Source organism: Prevotella intermedia ATCC 25611 = DSM 20706, assembly GCF_001953955.1.
GTDB lineage: Bacteria > Bacteroidota > Bacteroidia > Bacteroidales > Bacteroidaceae > Prevotella > Prevotella intermedia.
On the sequence record NZ_CP019300.1, the window covers coordinates 1,038,225 to 1,054,011 of the forward strand.

Annotated in this window: 12 protein-coding genes; 4 read left to right on the top strand and 8 right to left on the bottom strand. The window is 43.2% G+C overall.

Annotation, left to right across the window (positions count from 1 at the left end):
- Positions 1–85: 85 nt before the first annotated feature.
- From BWX39_RS04285 to ftcD, 5 genes are all read right to left on the bottom strand, one after another.
- Positions 86–526, bottom strand: coding sequence for a DUF1648 domain-containing protein (locus BWX39_RS04285; RefSeq protein ID WP_028904775.1), 441 nt, complete (start codon positions 524–526; stop codon positions 86–88).
- Between the two features lie 797 nt (positions 527–1,323).
- The gene (gene hutI / locus BWX39_RS04290) at positions 1,324–2,568 is read right to left on the bottom strand and encodes an imidazolonepropionase (RefSeq protein ID WP_028904774.1); all 1,245 of its coding nucleotides are present in this window, start codon (positions 2,566–2,568) and stop codon (positions 1,324–1,326) included.
- Complete coding sequence (hutH, locus tag BWX39_RS04295; RefSeq protein WP_028904773.1) at positions 2,565–4,040, bottom strand: histidine ammonia-lyase; 1,476 nt, start codon at positions 4,038–4,040, stop codon at positions 2,565–2,567. The genes hutI and hutH overlap by 4 nt, the downstream gene beginning before the upstream one ends.
- Before the next feature lie 82 nt (positions 4,041–4,122).
- Positions 4,123–6,120 (bottom strand): urocanate hydratase, encoded by a 1,998-nt coding sequence (locus BWX39_RS04300; RefSeq protein WP_028904772.1) that lies wholly within the window; start codon positions 6,118–6,120, stop codon positions 4,123–4,125.
- A 13-nt stretch (positions 6,121–6,133) separates the two neighbouring features.
- On the bottom strand, positions 6,134–7,837 hold the full coding sequence (gene ftcD, locus BWX39_RS04305; RefSeq protein ID WP_028904771.1) for a glutamate formimidoyltransferase: 1,704 nt from the start codon (positions 7,835–7,837) through the stop codon (positions 6,134–6,136).
- A 339-nt stretch (positions 7,838–8,176) separates the two neighbouring features.
- Here ftcD and BWX39_RS04310 point away from each other — a divergent pair, with 339 nt between their 5' ends.
- From BWX39_RS04310 to BWX39_RS04325, 4 genes are all read left to right on the top strand, one after another.
- A complete protein-coding gene (locus BWX39_RS04310; RefSeq protein WP_028904770.1) occupies positions 8,177–9,133 on the top strand; it encodes an aldose epimerase family protein in 957 nt (318 codons plus the stop codon).
- Positions 9,134–9,203: 70 nt separating this feature from the next.
- The gene (locus BWX39_RS04315) at positions 9,204–10,022 is read left to right on the top strand and encodes a hypothetical protein (protein ID WP_028904769.1); all 819 of its coding nucleotides are present in this window, start codon (positions 9,204–9,206) and stop codon (positions 10,020–10,022) included.
- Positions 10,023–10,927: 905 nt separating this feature from the next.
- Positions 10,928–11,884, top strand: coding sequence for a helix-turn-helix transcriptional regulator (locus tag BWX39_RS04320; protein WP_028904768.1), 957 nt, complete (start codon positions 10,928–10,930; stop codon positions 11,882–11,884).
- 73 nt (positions 11,885–11,957) lie between these two features.
- A complete protein-coding gene (locus tag BWX39_RS04325) occupies positions 11,958–12,569 on the top strand; it encodes a response regulator transcription factor (RefSeq protein WP_014710295.1) in 612 nt (203 codons plus the stop codon).
- A 10-nt stretch (positions 12,570–12,579) separates the two neighbouring features.
- On the opposite strand, the gene cls is transcribed toward BWX39_RS04325, so the two are convergent.
- The 3 genes from cls to kdsA form a co-directional block, all read right to left on the bottom strand.
- The gene (gene cls / locus BWX39_RS04330) at positions 12,580–13,824 is read right to left on the bottom strand and encodes a cardiolipin synthase (RefSeq protein ID WP_244271449.1); all 1,245 of its coding nucleotides are present in this window, start codon (positions 13,822–13,824) and stop codon (positions 12,580–12,582) included.
- Positions 13,825–13,965: 141 nt separating this feature from the next.
- Positions 13,966–14,916, bottom strand: a complete 951-nt coding sequence (locus BWX39_RS04335; RefSeq protein ID WP_028904766.1) for a KpsF/GutQ family sugar-phosphate isomerase — start codon at positions 14,914–14,916, stop codon at positions 13,966–13,968.
- A gap of 21 nt (positions 14,917–14,937) precedes the next feature.
- On the bottom strand, positions 14,938–15,696 hold the full coding sequence (gene kdsA, locus BWX39_RS04340) for a 3-deoxy-8-phosphooctulonate synthase (RefSeq protein WP_028904765.1): 759 nt from the start codon (positions 15,694–15,696) through the stop codon (positions 14,938–14,940).
- Between the last annotated feature and the right edge of the window lie 91 nt (positions 15,697–15,787).

Here is a 15,787-nt window from a genome sequence, read left to right on the forward strand (position 1 = left end):
CAACGAAGGAGCAAACCATCATTTTCAATTCATTCGTTATTTATAATATGCAAACTTACATATTTTTTTCGACATATCAACCTGTTTACAGTACTTTCAATGTGTATTTAATGCAGACATAAAGCAACAGAACAGTGAAGGGTAAAGTTGCCCAAAGTACAAGGTAGGGATTTGTAATCATCAATATTTCTATTAGAACAAATATTAGAACAGTAATTACTTTCAGCCAACTGATAAGTTCTACTCCGATTTTCTCTTGCTCTTTCCGACTGTGTTTCTTTGAGTTTGGAAAGTTGTAGAGTTGAGGATTTCTCTCCAACCACCACGTCAACAGATAAATGAGCAATGCGATAGTAGGGAGTATAAATAGTTCCCATTTAGAGCCATAGTTGTCCACTTCGCCGTGTATGTTAATGTGTAACGGAATGATTTCTACATTACTAAAACCAATAATAATGGCAAAAGCAAAGCCGATGCCTAAAGCCAAGATAGGGAGGCTCTTTTTTACAAGAATATTCAATATCATAAGTTTATGGTTTTATAAAGATATTTTTCTAAGATTATTATCAGCAGTAATACCGTCTTGACCCTTGAAATAGGATATTGCAAAGATACGAACTTTAGTCGTAACGATGGAATAATGATGCTGAAAGTTTTATTTTGTGGGAAGATAGCCGAATAATTATTGGGCGAAAGTTCAGTATGAATCTATTTTTCTGATTGTAAATAAAGTATAATAAATCCGAATCCATTAACATTTGGAAATGAAGTGAAATAGAAACGTGAAACAGTTAAAACTCTGTTTGAAAGTTGAAAAATAGATTCTCGTTTTGCGAAAGAGCCTCTTTTGCGATGCAAAACAGCCGCTTTTAGCTTGCAAAACCTACGCTTTTGCAGTGTGGAAGTGTAGGTTTTGTAGCTTTGTATTGTTCTGTTTTGTATCTTTCTTGTTTGTTCTATTACCATAAAATAGGGCAATGATTGCACATTACTACCCACTTCGTTTGTTAGTAACTGACTGTCTGTGCCTTTTCCGTTGCACGTAAAAAGTGGCATTATTTGAGAGCGAGAAGATATTTGTTTGAAAAAGTGCCCTTCCTGCGAAGTTTCACGCTTTAGAATTTAACAGTTGGTGGTCGTGTTTTTACATTTGATAACGTTTAGAAGTCGTGTAAAAGGCTGGGAGAAAGGTAATGATTGGTAATAGCAAAGCCCAAGAATAAAGTGCTATTGAAAAGGTGTGCTTTTCTTGTTTGCTGAGATAGGATAGGGGAAAAACAAAATCCCACTGCTGCGAGTGCGGGCAGTGGGATTACTGTATGTTTATAGTGCATATTCTTCGCCATTGAGGAATACTCGGCGAATAATAGGTGTGGTGTATGCGTAAGGGATAAAGTCGATTGACGGAATTGGGTCGGTAATGTAGAAGTTGGCTACCTTACCCACGGTGATAGAGCCGTACTCTTCGCTCAGTCCCATAGCATAAGCTGAGTTGATGGTTGCTGCATTGATGGCTTCGGCAGGCATCAGGCGCATCTTGATGCACGCCAATGATACGGCAAACTTCATATCGCCCGATGGTGTAGAACCTGGGTTGTAGTCGGAAGCAATTGCCATTGGGAGTCCTGCGTCAATCATCTTTCTGCCTGGTGCGAATGGCATATTCAGGAAGAACGATGTTCCGGGCAAAGCGGTTGGCATAGTTTCAGTGTCTTTTAGCAGTTCTATATCGTGGTCGTCCATCGCTTCAAGGTGGTCTACGGAGAGGGCGTTGCATTCAACACCTACTTCTACACCGCCTGAAACAGCAAGTTCTTCGCCGTGAATTTTACCACGAAGACCATATTTTGCACCCGCTTGGAGCAGGCGTCGCGTTTCGTCTGGAGTGAAGAAACCTTCGTCGCAGAACACGTCTATGAAGTCGGCAAGACCTTCTTCTGCCACGGCAGGCAACATATCGTTGATGATGTGGTCTACATATTCGGCTTGGCGACCAGCATATTCGCGGCCAACGGCGTGCGCACCGAGGAAGTTGGCAACGACCTTGACAGGAGCAGTCTCCTTTATGCGACGAATAACGCGCAGCATTTTCAGCTCGTCTTTAAGATTCAAGCCGTAGCCACTCTTTATTTCCATCGCACCCGTACCTTTGCGAATAACCTCGTCTACTCGCTTCATCGCCTGTTCGTAGAGTTCGTCTTCCGAAAGTTCGTGCAGGCGGTCGGCAGAATTGAGGATACCGCCACCACGCTTTGCAATTTCTGCATAGCTTAAGCCACGGATTTTATCAACAAATTCGCCTTCTCGGCTGCCAGCATAAACAACGTGTGTGTGGGAATCGCAGAACGAAGGCATAACGGTTCCGCCTTCAGCATCTACAACCAATGTGCTGCGTCCTACTTGCGGCGTGTCAATGCGTGGACCGTAAGAAACGATGCGACCGTTTTCTACATAAAGGTAAGCATTTTCAATGGTGTTTAGTTGGGACATTTCAGCCCCTCGCAGGCATCGTTTACCTTCATGTCCGATGCCTGCCAGTATGCCGATATTTGTTACTAAGAGTTTCATTTGCGGAGGAAATCTACTGACTTAGCAATGTGTGGTGCCATAAATTGGTCGTTTTCAACGAATGGCACATCCTTACGATAAGCCTCGAAGATAGCTTCGATGGCAGGAGAAGACTTCAATGGGTGACGGAATTCGAGTGCCTGTGCCGCATTGAAAAGCTCGATAGCGAGTACACGCTCTGTATTCAGCACTACTTGGTAGAGCTTTGTGGCTGCGTTCGCACCCATGCTGACGTGGTCTTCCTGTCCTTGCGAAGAAGGAATGCTGTCGGCAGAAGCTGGTGTACAGTACATCTTGCTCTGGCTAACGATAGAAGCAGCAGTGTATTGTGGAATCATGAAACCGCTGTTCACGCCTGGTTTAGCTACCAAGAAGCTTGGAAGGTCGCGTGTGCCGGATACGAGTTTGTAGATACGACGTTCTGAAATGTTGCTGAGTTCGCAAAGGGCAATGGCAAGGAAGTCCATTGGTTGTGCGATAGGTTCGCCGTGGAAGTTGCCTGCAGAGATAACGAGGTCTTCGTCTGGACAAACAGTTGGGTTGTCGGTAGCTGCGTTCACTTCAATGTCGATTACAGATTTCACGTAGCGTATGGTGTCTTTTGATGCGCCGTGAACCTGTGGCATACAACGGAAAGAGTAAGGGTCTTGCACGTTTACCTTTGGTTGTTTGATGAGTTCGCTGCCTTCGAGCAACTCACGAATGCGAGCAGCTGTTTCGATTTGTCCTTGGTGAGGACGAACAGCATGTACGGCGTGTGTGAATGGTTCGATACGACCATCGTAAGCTTCGAGCGACATTGCACCAATCTTGTCTGCCCAATCGCTCAATCGCTGTGCTTGGAGCAAGCACCAAACAGCAAATGAGTTCATGTTCTGTGTACCGTTGAGCAATGCCAAACCTTCTTTTGAAACGAGCTGGATAGGTTGCCAGTTCATCTTCTTCAGCATTTCCTCGCCTGAAACAACTTCACCGTTCATTTCTACACTGCCGATACCCAAGAGTGGCAAGCATAGGTGAGCCAATGGAACGAGGTCGCCCGATGCACCGAGTGAGCCTTGCATGTAAACAACGGGGTAAATATCGTTGTTGAAGAAATCAATCAAACGCTCTACAGTTACCAATTGGCAAGCTGAGAAGCCGTAGCTTAGCGACTGAATCTTGAGCAGCAACATAATCTTTACGATTTCGTTTGGCACGCGGTCGCCAACACCACAGGCGTGCGACATCATAAGGTTCTTCTGAAGGTCAGAGAGTTGTTGCTTGTCGATAGAGATTTTGCACAACGAACCAAAGCCAGTTGTTACGCCATAGATAGGTTTGTCTGATGATTCAATCTTCTTGTCCAAGTATTCACGGCAACGAACAATGCGGTTGCGTGCGTCGTCAGAAAGTTCGAGTTTAATGTTGTTTTCAATGATTTCACCAATTCTTTCAATAGAGAGGTGTTCTGCACTTATCTTATGTGTCATAATTGTATTTAAAAGTTAACTTGTTTCTTTAAAATGAATATTCACAGATAAGGATATGCCTTATCTGTGAATACGTTTGTTTTTACTTGTATGCTTCGTTGATAATATCGTCGTCAACAAAGTTTGGAAGCGTTACGGTCAAGCCTGGAGTACGTTCCATTTCGCGCTTGATAGCGTCGATTGAACCCTTGTTGCGTGCCCAACTGCGACGAGAAATACCATTGTTCACGTCCCAAAGGAGCATTTGACGAATGTGGCGGTCTGAATCTTCACCACCATCGATAACCATACCGAAACCGCCGTTGATAACTTCGCCCCAGCCTACGCCGCCACCATTGTGGATTGAAACCCATGTTGCGCCACGGAAAGAGTCGCCGATAACGTTGTGAACAGCCATATCAGCGCAGAACTGTGAACCGTCGTAGATGTTGCTTGTCTCGCGGAACGGAGAGTCGGTACCTGATACGTCGTGGTGGTCGCGACCCAAAACTACTGGGCGGCTGATTTCACCTCGTTTGATAGCTTCGTTGAATGCCAAGGCAATCTTTGTACGACCTTCAGAGTCAGCGTAGAGAATACGAGCCTGAGAGCCTACAACGAGCTTGTTCTTGCCTGCTTCCTTAATCCAGTGGATATTGTCGTCCAATTGTCCGATGATATCAGGAGTTGCGGTCTTGCGCATTTTTTCGAGAACTTCTGTTGCGATACGGTCGGTTGTTTCCAAGTCTTTAGGGTCGCCAGATGAGCAAACCCAGCGGAAAGGACCGAAACCATAGTCGAAGAACATAGGTCCCATGATGTCTTGAACGTATGAAGGATAACGGAATTTACCGTTCTCTCCCATTATATCAGCACCTGCACGGCTTGATTCCAATAGGAAGGCGTTGCCGTAATCGAAGAAGTACATACCATCGGCAGTGAGTTTGTTGATAGCTGCAACTTGACGACGCAAAGACTCTTGTACTTTTTCCTTGAACAATTCAGGCTCTTCTGCCATCATACGGTTGCTTTCTTCCAACGAAACACCTACTGGATAGTAGCCTCCAGCCCAAGGGTTGTGGAGCGAAGTCTGGTCAGAACCAAGGTCTACGTGGATATTTTCTTCTGCCAAACGTTCCCAAAGGTCTACCACATTGCCTACGTATGCCATTGAAACCACACGCTTTTCTTCAACAGCCTTGCGGATTGCAGGAATCAGTTCGTCGAGGTTTTCGTGCAATTCATCTACCCAACCTTGCTCATGACGCTTGTGAGCAGCCAATGGATTGATTTCTGCTGTTACGCTAACAACGCCTGCTATGTTACCAGCTTTAGGCTGTGCACCTGACATACCGCCAAGACCAGCTGTAACAAACAACTTCATGTTGTCGCCGCCAACCTTGCGTGCAGCGTTCAACACAGTAATTGTTGTTCCGTGAACGATACCTTGAGGGCCGATATACATATATGAACCAGCAGTCATCTGACCGTACTGGCTTACGCCGAGTGCGTTGTTGCGTTCCCAATCGTCTGGTTTAGAGTAATTAGGAATAACCATACCATTGGTAACAACCACACGTGGTGCATTCTTGTGCGATGGGAAAAGACCGAGTGGGTGACCAGAATACATAACGAGTGTTTGCTCGTCGGTCATTTCACTCAAGTATTTCATAACCAAACGGTATTGTGCCCAGTTTTGGAAAACAGCACCGTTGCCACCGTATGTAATCAATTCGTGAGGATGTTGAGCCACAGCCTTGTCAAGGTTGTTCTGAATCATCATCATAATAGCAGCAGCCTGATGCGACTTGTGTGGATATTCGTCGATAGGACGAGCGTACATCTCGTATGTAGGACGGAAGCGATACATATAGATGCGTCCGTATGTTTCTAACTCATTGGCAAATTCTGGTGCCAATGTAGCGTGGAACTTCTTTGGGAAGTAGCGCAATGCATTGCGAAGTGCAAGCTTCTTTTCTTCTGCAGTAAGAATATCCTTGCGCTTTGGAGCATGGTTAATAGAAGTGTCGTATGCCTGAGGCTCTGGAAGCGTTTCAGGTATGCCGGCACGAATGTCTGCTATAAATTGTTCCTTAGTCATTTTTGTATAGTTTTTATAGTTTATCTTCTACAATCTTCATTATTTCAGCTTCAAGTTCATTAGCCTTCTTAATGAGCTCGTTAGCTTCGCTTACAAGCTTGTCAGCAGTTTCGCGGTCTTTCAGTCCTGAAGCGTTAATCTTAACGTTCAAGCCTGCACCTAGTACGGCAGCACGGGCTGCGAGTACGCCTACACCAGCGTCAGAAACACTGTTTGGATTACCTTCTTCTGCCATTGCTTTGCAGAGTTCAAATACCTTGAATGATGCTTGCATAGTGTGCAAAGGTACTTGTGTTGCGAACAAAGTTGCAGCTTGGATAGCAGCAGAGCGAGCTTCTTTTTCCTCGTCAGTCTTTTTAGGAAGACCAAATGCCTCCATAATGCGGTTGAAAGCTTCGGTATCTTCGTCTACAAGTACCATAAGCTCAGCCTGAATCTTCTGTCCCTTGTCTGCCCAGTTGCTAAATTCTTCCCAACGGTCGTCCCAACCAGCCTTGTGGCTTGAGAGATTGGCAACCATTGTTCCCAATGCAGCACCTAAAGCACCCATATAAGCAGAGATGGTACCACCACCTGGAGCTGGTGATTCGCGTGATGTTTCGTCAGCAAAACCTTTCACTGTAAGGTCGATGAGCTTCGCTGTCTTATTCTCGTCTTCCAAAAGGTACTCGATAACCTTTTCGCGTGGGTTGAATTCCTTCAAGTCGTCCAATCCCATTGATTTGATAGCAATCTGCAAGATGTCTTCTTCAGGAATACCTGTAGAACGGTTTTGTTTTCTCAAGAAATACTTACCTGCTTCTACCAATGTGCGCTTTGGTATCAAACCAACGATTTCTGTACCTGTAACACGAACGCCACGGTTTTGTGCGCAACGGCAAACCTCGTCGAATGCAACGTGCAATGGAGTAACGTTAATATCGGTAATGTTCATTGAAACCTGTGCAATGCCGTATTCGTCGATGAACCAACCTATTGCCTTTGTAGACTTCAATGTACCTGGAATCATAATTGTTTTTCCGTTTTCGTCCTTCATTGGCTTGCCAACAGGTGAGCCTCCTTCGCGTTGTGGACGGCCTTTTTCGCGTACGTCGAATGCAATAGCATTGGCACGACGGGTAGAAGTGGTATTCAAGTTGAAGTTTGTTGCAATCAAGAAGTCGCGGGCACCCACTGCAGTACAGCCTGTACGTGCAACGCCTTCGTCCCATGCACGAGCACCAAAGTCGGGTGCTTCAGCTTCAACGGTCATTCTTTCTGCCAATCCTTCGTACTCGCCCTTACGGCAAATAGCGAGGTTGCGGCGTTCAGGAGTTCTTGCAGCAGCTTCGTAGCAATAGCAAGGCACTTGCAGTTCGTTGGCGATACGTTCTGCCAACTTGCGTGCCAATTCAGCACATTCTTCAAGTGTGATGCCTGCCACTGGGATTAATGGGCAAACATCGGTAGCTCCCATACGTGGGTGTGCACCGTGATGCTGGCGCATATCAATGAGTTGTGCAGCCTTCTTTACGCATTGGAAAGCAGCTTCCAATACAACATCAGGAGCACCAACAAAAGTAATTACTGTACGGTTTGTAGCTTCACCTGGGTCTACATCAAGCAGTTTCACGCCTTTTACGCGTTCAATTTCGTCAGTTACTTGCTTAATAATAGCCTTGTTACGTCCCTCGCTAATGTTAGGAACACATTCAATGATTTGTTTTTCTTGTACCATTTTTTATTTTGTATATTAATTTTTTAGGCATAGTTTCTTTACGGTGTAAAATTAAGAATAAGGTGGCAAACTACAAAATATTTAGCCTTAAACTATTTAAAAAAATGAAGTTTTACATCATTATGTCATAAAAAGCCAAAGTTTTTAACTAAAATAAGCTATTTCTCCTTACGCTGTGTCTAAATCGCTCTTTTGGTTTTTCGTGTCATCTGACCTTGCAAAATGAAGCGTAAAAGAATATTTTTTCTGCAAATACTGTTTCTTTCAAAAAAAAAATCTATATTTGCAATAATAATATAAGGTAGAACACAGAAGTCTGCCCATCTAAAATCGAAAACAATGAAACACCTAAGCTTTGCCATAATAGCTTGTTTTTTCTCTCTTGTGCTATCGGCGCAAGATATACAAACCTTTCAGTTAATAAACGATACGGGTATGAAAGCCTTGGTAAGCAACTACGGCGCACGTCTTATGCAGCTCGAAGCATATAACTGGAATGGAAGATTGGAACCTGTAATAAAAGGCTATAAACATATATCCGACTACAAAGACAACACGATACTTGGTGCAACGATGATGAGTCTTGACGGAAAAGTAAGTCCTGCGTTGGCGGATAAGGTCTGGGAAGTAGTCAGTGCCGACCACCAATCCGTAACTTTTCGTTATATTGCAGACAGCAAAGACGGCGAGTTTGACGGCAAAATGAACTTCTCGGTAACCTATACGCTGTCCGACCAAAACGCACTTGACGTTGATTACAGAATGACTTCCACCGCCCCAACACGCTATAAACTTACCAACGGCATCGTTTTCAACCTGTCGGGCGACCCCAATCGTTCTATTCTAAAGCAGCATTTGTGGATAGATTCACATAAAACAAATGTGTTCGATAAGGATATGCGACTTACGGGCGAGCAGGAAAACGTGCGGTCTACGCCGTTGAACTTCATTCAACCGAGGGAATTGGGCGAGCGCATCAACGATTTGCAAAATGGATACAACCACGCCTTTCAGTTGCGACACCCTGCCAACGTGCAGAAACCTGCTGCCATTCTTTTCGACGAGCAGAGCGGCAGAGTGCTGACGGTTTATACATACGAACCAACTTTGCGCATAAACTCGTATGGTAAAAACAGTACGGGCATTTCTTTCCAACCCCTTCATACGGGTTACAATGATAATAAGGAAAAGATAAGTACAAATATCAATCCGGGACAGGTATTCCACGCCGCAACGGTGTTTATCTTCACCACCGACCCTCCCTTGATAATGAGGAGAGAACGTGCCACTGAATAAAATCATAGAAAAGATTAAATTCTTTTAATTTCTTTGGCTGTTAGGCTCCAATATTCTAAATTTGCATTGTATGAAGAAGATATTTGTCATAGCCATAGCACTGCTTCTTGGTATAAGAATGTATGCGCAAGATGTTTATAATAATGTTGATACGACTGTTGTCGCACCAATAGAATCTTCACGTCTGCAAGGATACAGACAAGCAACAGAGGCTGAAAAGGAATATGCACGCCTTTTGGCAGAAGAACGCGAGCAGCAACAGATAGACAGAAACCTGCCGCTTGTCGATGAAAACGGGCAAGCCATAACCAATAACGATATGTATTATCCTTATTGGGGTTATGGCTGGGGATTCAATACGTGGCGTTTGCACAAGGGATTGAACGTAAACCTCAGTGCATCGGTATTTGCCAACTTGGGCAATGGCTACGGCCACGGTGCTGGTTTCGTTCAAGACGTATCGCTGATGTATGTTACCAACCTATCGAAAAAAGCCACATTGGCGGTAGGGGGCTATATAAATAATGTAACCTATGGCGGTTCCAACTATACCACTGCAGGTGTAAATGCCATTTTTGGCTACCGATTCAACGAACATTGGAGTGCATACGCTTTTGTTCAGAAAGCGTTCAATTCAGGCAACTTCGCTCCTTGGGCAATGGGATATGGCGCATTTGGTGGTTACGGTATGGGCTTTTCGCCAATGTATGCAGGCTGGGGTTACGGAATGGCTGACAGTAGATTTATGGACAGAATAGGTGGCGGTGTTACTTATCAATGGGGAGAACACAATCAGAACTCGCTCTCGATAAACATAGAATACGACCACGTGCCCAATCAGCGTAGCGGATTTTACGATTTCAATAGATACAGCTATCCTACCAGATAGTAGTTTTCAAGGAATGTAACAGTTCGGTAGATACAACGTGGTGGGAGAGTGATTCTCTTTTTGTTGCATAAGGCAAATACTGAAAAATCTCTTTCGTTTTGTAAAGATAATTCGCACGAAAAATGGTAATTTCGGTTTGACGTTGCGAAAGTGTAGGTTTTGCGCTGCAAAACAGCCGCTTTTACCGTGCAAAACCTACGCTTTTGGAATGCAAAACAATAGGTTTTGTAAAGCATTGAAAACGAGTTAGTTAGGTAAAAGATATTCTTATAAAAAATATTTACACTTTTATAAAGTTCTTTTTATCTATAAAGTAAGCGGTTTTCACTGAATTTCTACGCTTGTAAGGCGATGCTTTAAAAGTAAAAACTCTCCGATTATAGGTTAATGCAAAGGCGTTACAGCAAAATCCAAATACTTTTATCGGTGAATTATGGAAGTAGGGTAGTGTGTTGTTGTAAATGCTTGCGAATTGCATAAAAATGGCATTTACGGCTTAATTTGTTGGTTTTTACAGGGTTAATTTCGTATTTTCTTTTAATTTTCTGTTCTGTTTGTCTAAATATTAGTACATTTGCAAAATAAAAAGAGTGCAGATACCTAATTGCTGTCTCGCAGCAGAATAGTGAAGAGAACTAAGTTTGTACCTTGCTGTCTGTAACTATAACCACTGTACGAGAGTTGCAATTATCCCTGCACCCATTTGCTTGCAAAGATACTATCATTATTTCTTTGCTGCAATACTAATTGTTTGGTATTTTAAAATACCTACTTATTGCTATTGCACAGCTCGTAAAAATGTTATTATTTTGCATAGATATTGCAACAGGGGAAAACGAAAGCATACTTTCATATTCACCCAAGTGCAATTTATCTTATACAAAGATATTTAAAATGCGACCTAAATGAAAAATCATAAGATGTATGAGGCTGATGATAAGATGATTTCTCTTATCAGCGATAATTACGACCTACTACAAGCTCTGGGCGGTTTCGGAATTAATTTGGGCTTCGGCGATAAAACTGTTCGGGAGGTTTGCGATAGCCAGAATGTTGATACTTATACGTTTTTGGCTATTGTGAATTTTACAATGAATGGTTATAAGGAATACGACGATGCCGACAGGCTATCTATACCTACCTTGGTGAAGTATCTAAAGGCCTTCCATACTTACTATTTGGATTTTCAGTTGCCGTTCATTCGCAAGAAACTTGTGGATTCGTTGGACGAGAACGACAATCTGGCACGACTCATTTTGAAACTGTACGACGAATATGCACACGATATTCGCAACCACATGAAGTACGAAGAGAAAATGGTTTTCCCATATGTCGATTCTTTATTGTCGGGACAAACAAACAACAATTACGATATAGAAACCTTCTCCAAGCATCATAAACAGACCGATGTAAAGTTGCACGAACTTAAAAACATCATTATTAAGTATCTGCCTTCAGATGCGCATCGCAACAGTCAGCTCACGGCAACACTATACGATATTTACCATTGCGAGGAGTGGCTCGACCAGCATGCCGATGTTGAAGAAGAACTGTTCATACCTGCTATTCGCCATTTGGAACTGAAGAGCAAGCAGAACGATGTGTCGGTGAAGATTTCAAGTATGCTGAGCAAGCAACCCGATACGGGCGAAACGCTGAGCGACCGTGAGAAAGATGTGATTATTTGTGTGGTTCAGGGAATGACGAACAAGGAAATTGCCAACCATTTGTGCATTTCTACAAATACCGTGATTACCCACCGCAGAAACATTGCGCGTAAGTTGCAAATCCATTCTCCTGCGGGGCTCACCATTTACGCTATCGTAAATAACTTGGTAGATATAGGTACGGTAAGCCTGTAACCATAGTTTTTGAATACCAAAAAATAGGTATTCTTGTTTCGTATCTTACAAAATAATTGTACTTTTGCAATCTATGGACATGAGAAAGATAATGAGTGGGCGTCCGCGTATTGCGGTTATCGACCCTAATACGCTTGCCGTACTTGGACTGAAAAGCATTCTTCAAGATGTAGTACCGATGATAGAAATAGAGTCTTTCTCTACTTTCGAGGACTTTTCTGCGGCTAACCCCGATTCATTCTTCCATTTCTTTGCAGCTCAAACCATAGTTTTAGAGAATATAACGTTCTTTACGGAGCGCAGACAGAAGACGATATTGCTGACGATTTCCAAAGATTCTAATTCGCAATTGTCTGGTTTCCATTGCATCTGCGTCAATGTTGGTGAAGATGAATTGGTGCGCAACCTGCTTATGGTGGAGCAGCACGGGCATGCAGGAGGTAAGAATTTCCCTGAAATGCCGCAGGTTTTAAAGAATAAAGTATTGACCAATCGCGAAATAGAAGTACTTTCTTTGGTGGTGCAGGGCTATATAAACAAGGAGATAGCAATCAAACTGAACATTAGTTTGACCACTGTTATAACACACCGAAAAAACATTATGGAGAAGTTGGGTATGAAGAGTGTGTCGGCACTGACGATTTATGCCGTTATGCACGGATATGTGGATATAAATAAAATCTGACCTTAACGGATTACAGGAAAGGAGAGATGAGGAAGCCCAATAAACCTTTCAGCTTCTGCCAAGGAGTTCTCCATTCGTTCCATTTCTTTTCCGTTAGCTTGAAGCAATCTTTCTTTTGATTTTCAAAAAGGGTGTCCAGCTCCTTTGTAGTTTCTTTATCTATAATCACAGCATTTAATTCTCTATCCCATCTTAGGCTGCGAGCATTCAGGTTTGCCGAACCTACGGTGCAGATTTTGCCATCTACAAGTATGATTTTTGTATGGTGGAAGCCTGGCTCGAACAACCAGATTATGCAACCGCTCTTCATCAACTTGTGTGCATTATAGTATCCGCAGTCGGGTGTTAGCGGAATGTCGCTCTTGACACTCAGCATTATTTCTACTTTTATTCCGCGCTTTGCAGCTTTCTTTAATGCCCTTCTTATCTTCGGACCAAGCGTGAAATAGGGGTTTATAATCTTTATGCTGTCTTGCGCATCATCAATTGCTTTCGCATAGAAAGTCCTGATAATGTCTTGCGATACATGAGGCTCTCGGTTGATAATGCCTACCATTTTATGTCCTGCAGCAGCGCAAGTGTCTGGTTTTAATCCTTTCACATAGGTAGCATTGCTTATTCCTCGGTAGTATTTTGCACCATGGACATTTTGCGCTGATACCGTATACCACATTTGCAGGAATATCTTTTGCAGAGTGTTTACGGCATCGCCTTCTATCCTGCAATGCATATCGTGCCATTCTCCAACAACTTCTGTACCTTTAATATAGTAGTCGGCAACATTCATACCGCCTGTATAGGCTATCTTTCCATCAATAATGACAATCTTGCGGTGGTCGCGATTGAACACATCGTGTATCCAAGGAAACTCTATTGGCTTAAATTCATATATTTCAATACCTTGCTTTCTGATTTCTTTTAAATGCCTTTTGCGCATCGGACGATTGTTGCTGGCATTGCCAAATCCATCGAATATCGCTCTGACTTCCACTCCTTCTTTTACCTTCTTCGCAAGACGGGTAATCAATTCTTTGTTAATGGAGTCGTTTCTGAAGTTGAAATACTCTAAATGTATGCTTGAACGAGCTTGTTCAATGGCTTTAAACAGGTCGTCGAATTTCTCTTGACCGTTTGTCAGCAGCGTTACCGAATTGTTGTTGCTGAACTGTATGCCTTTCTTTCTGAGCTGTTGCACAAGTAAAGAATCGGAGCCTGTTGGCAGAGGGTGTTGCTTATCGGTTGCAGGACTTGACATTATGGGTTGCCTAAGTGCAGCAAACCATAGCAAAAGCAAGGTTAGTAAAAGTGATTTTCTTTCTGTATTCTTCACGTTATTCGCTTTTTTTGTTTTCTTTTTATTTGTCTTTCGTGCTCTTCTTTGCTTTGAAACGCACGGTTAAAGCATACAACTGTAATGGTCTACGACACCCAATAGCCTTTGTTCCTTATCGCAAACCAACACCGTGTGTATTTTATATTGGTGCATAATACTTTGAATTTCGGTGATTTTAGTATTAGGAAGAACGGTTTTAGGCGTTCTTGTCATAATGTCTTCTACTGTGTGGTCAAAGAATTTAGCTTGCCATTTTTCCATCGCACGGCGTATGTCGCCATCGGTAATAAGTCCGATAACCTTATCGTTTTCAATAGAAACGCCTAACCCTAACTTGCCGTTGCTGACATGAATGATAGCTTCTCCCAAGTGCATCTCTTTAGGAATGATAGGTAAATCCTCTGAACGCATAACGTCTTGTGCCGTGGTTAGCAAGCGTTTGCCGAGTTCTCCGCCAGGGTGGAACTGTGCAAAGTCTTTCGGACGGAACTTCCTGACTTCCATTAGGGCAATGGCAAGTGCGTCGCCCATTACCAATGCGGCTGTTGTAGAGCTTGTTGGAGCCAGGTTCAGTGGGCAAGCTTCTTTCTCAACCCATACCTTTATATGTGTTGTAGAGTATTTTGCCAACAGCGATTTTGGATTGGCACTCATACCAATGATGGGAATGTTCATATGCAATACCATTGGAATAAAGCGCAGAAGTTCGTCTGTCTGTCCCGAATTAGAGAGTGCTAACACAACGTCGTCTTTCGTCATAGCACCCAAATCGCCGTGAAAAACATCTAAAGGATTAGCAAAGAAGGCAGGAGTGCCTGTCGATGACAATGTTGCAGCTATTTTAGCACCGATGTTTCCGCTTTTACCGACGCCTGTAACGATAACTTTCCCTTTGCAGTGGTACATCAGTTCTACAGCCTTATCGAAGTTATCGTCCAACTGTTCTATCAAAGCTAATGTGGCATTGGCTTCGTCTTTAATGCATTGTATTGCATAATCTCTAACACTTTCCATCTTGCTTTTCTCTCTTTCGCTTTATTGTAGTTGTACGATTAGACTTTCAAGGTTGGCTAATTCCAGCATATTGGCTGCATCGCTGAGCCCTTTGTCTGGGTCGGGGTGTACCTCAAAGAAGTATCCGTTAGCACCAAAAGCTTTGGCAGCCAATGCCATTGAAGGAACAAACTTGCGGTCGCCGACAGTCTTTCCATTGCCTGCGCTTGGACGTTGAACGCTGTGTGTGCAATCCATAATCACGGTTTCGCTAAATTCCTGCATGTCTGGAATGTTTCTGAAATCCACAACAAGGTTGTTATAGCCAAAGCTATTGCCGCGTTCTGTAAGCCAAACCTCTTTCGCACCGCTTTCCTTGCATTTCTCAACTGGGTATTTCATATCCTTTCCGCTAAGGAATTGTGCTTTTTTAATGTTCACAATCTTTCCCGTTTTCGCAGCTGCAACCAACAAATCGGTTTGTCTGCACAGGAAAGCAGGTATCTGAATGACGTCCACAACTTTGCCAACTTCCTCTGCTTGATAGCTTTCGTGAATGTCGGTGAGTAGCTGTAAGCCGTATTTGTCTTTGATTTCCTGCAGCATTTCAAGTCCTTTCACCATTCCTGGTCCACGGAAAGAGTTCAGACTGGTGCGGTTTGCCTTGTCGAAACTGGCTTTAAAGATTATGTCTATGCCATATTTCTCATTCAGGCGCACCAATTCTGCAGCGACTGTGTTCAGGAGTTCTTGGCTTTCAATGACGCAAGGTCCTGCAATATAGATGTTTTTATTATTCATTTGCGGAACGATATGAAATATAGAATGTTGAGAAAGTTGCTTCCCAAAGCTGTTTAATAATGCAAAGGTATATATAATAAGGTGAATATGC

Excerpts from the sequence above, each read along its gene's own strand:
- BWX39_RS04320 (WP_028904768.1), top strand. The coding sequence starts at position 10,928 with ATGAAAAATCATAAGATGTATGAGGCTGATGATAAGATGATTTCTCTT.
- BWX39_RS04315 (WP_028904769.1), top strand. The coding sequence starts at position 9,204 with ATGAAGAAGATATTTGTCATAGCCATAGCACTGCTTCTTGGTATAAGA.
- BWX39_RS04300 (WP_028904772.1), bottom strand. The coding sequence starts at position 6,120 with ATGACTAAGGAACAATTTATAGCAGACATTCGTGCCGGCATACCTGAA.
- ftcD (WP_028904771.1), bottom strand. The coding sequence starts at position 7,837 with ATGGTACAAGAAAAACAAATCATTGAATGTGTTCCTAACATTAGCGAG.
- BWX39_RS04325 (WP_014710295.1), top strand. The coding sequence starts at position 11,958 with ATGGACATGAGAAAGATAATGAGTGGGCGTCCGCGTATTGCGGTTATC.
- kdsA (WP_028904765.1), bottom strand. The coding sequence starts at position 15,696 with ATGAATAATAAAAACATCTATATTGCAGGACCTTGCGTCATTGAAAGC.
- hutH (WP_028904773.1), bottom strand. The coding sequence starts at position 4,040 with ATGACACATAAGATAAGTGCAGAACACCTCTCTATTGAAAGAATTGGT.
- BWX39_RS04310 (WP_028904770.1), top strand. The coding sequence starts at position 8,177 with ATGAAACACCTAAGCTTTGCCATAATAGCTTGTTTTTTCTCTCTTGTG.
- BWX39_RS04285 (WP_028904775.1), bottom strand. The coding sequence starts at position 526 with ATGATATTGAATATTCTTGTAAAAAAGAGCCTCCCTATCTTGGCTTTA.
- cls (WP_244271449.1), bottom strand. The coding sequence starts at position 13,824 with ATGTCAAGTCCTGCAACCGATAAGCAACACCCTCTGCCAACAGGCTCC.
- hutI (WP_028904774.1), bottom strand. The coding sequence starts at position 2,568 with ATGAAACTCTTAGTAACAAATATCGGCATACTGGCAGGCATCGGACAT.
- BWX39_RS04335 (WP_028904766.1), bottom strand. The coding sequence starts at position 14,916 with ATGGAAAGTGTTAGAGATTATGCAATACAATGCATTAAAGACGAAGCC.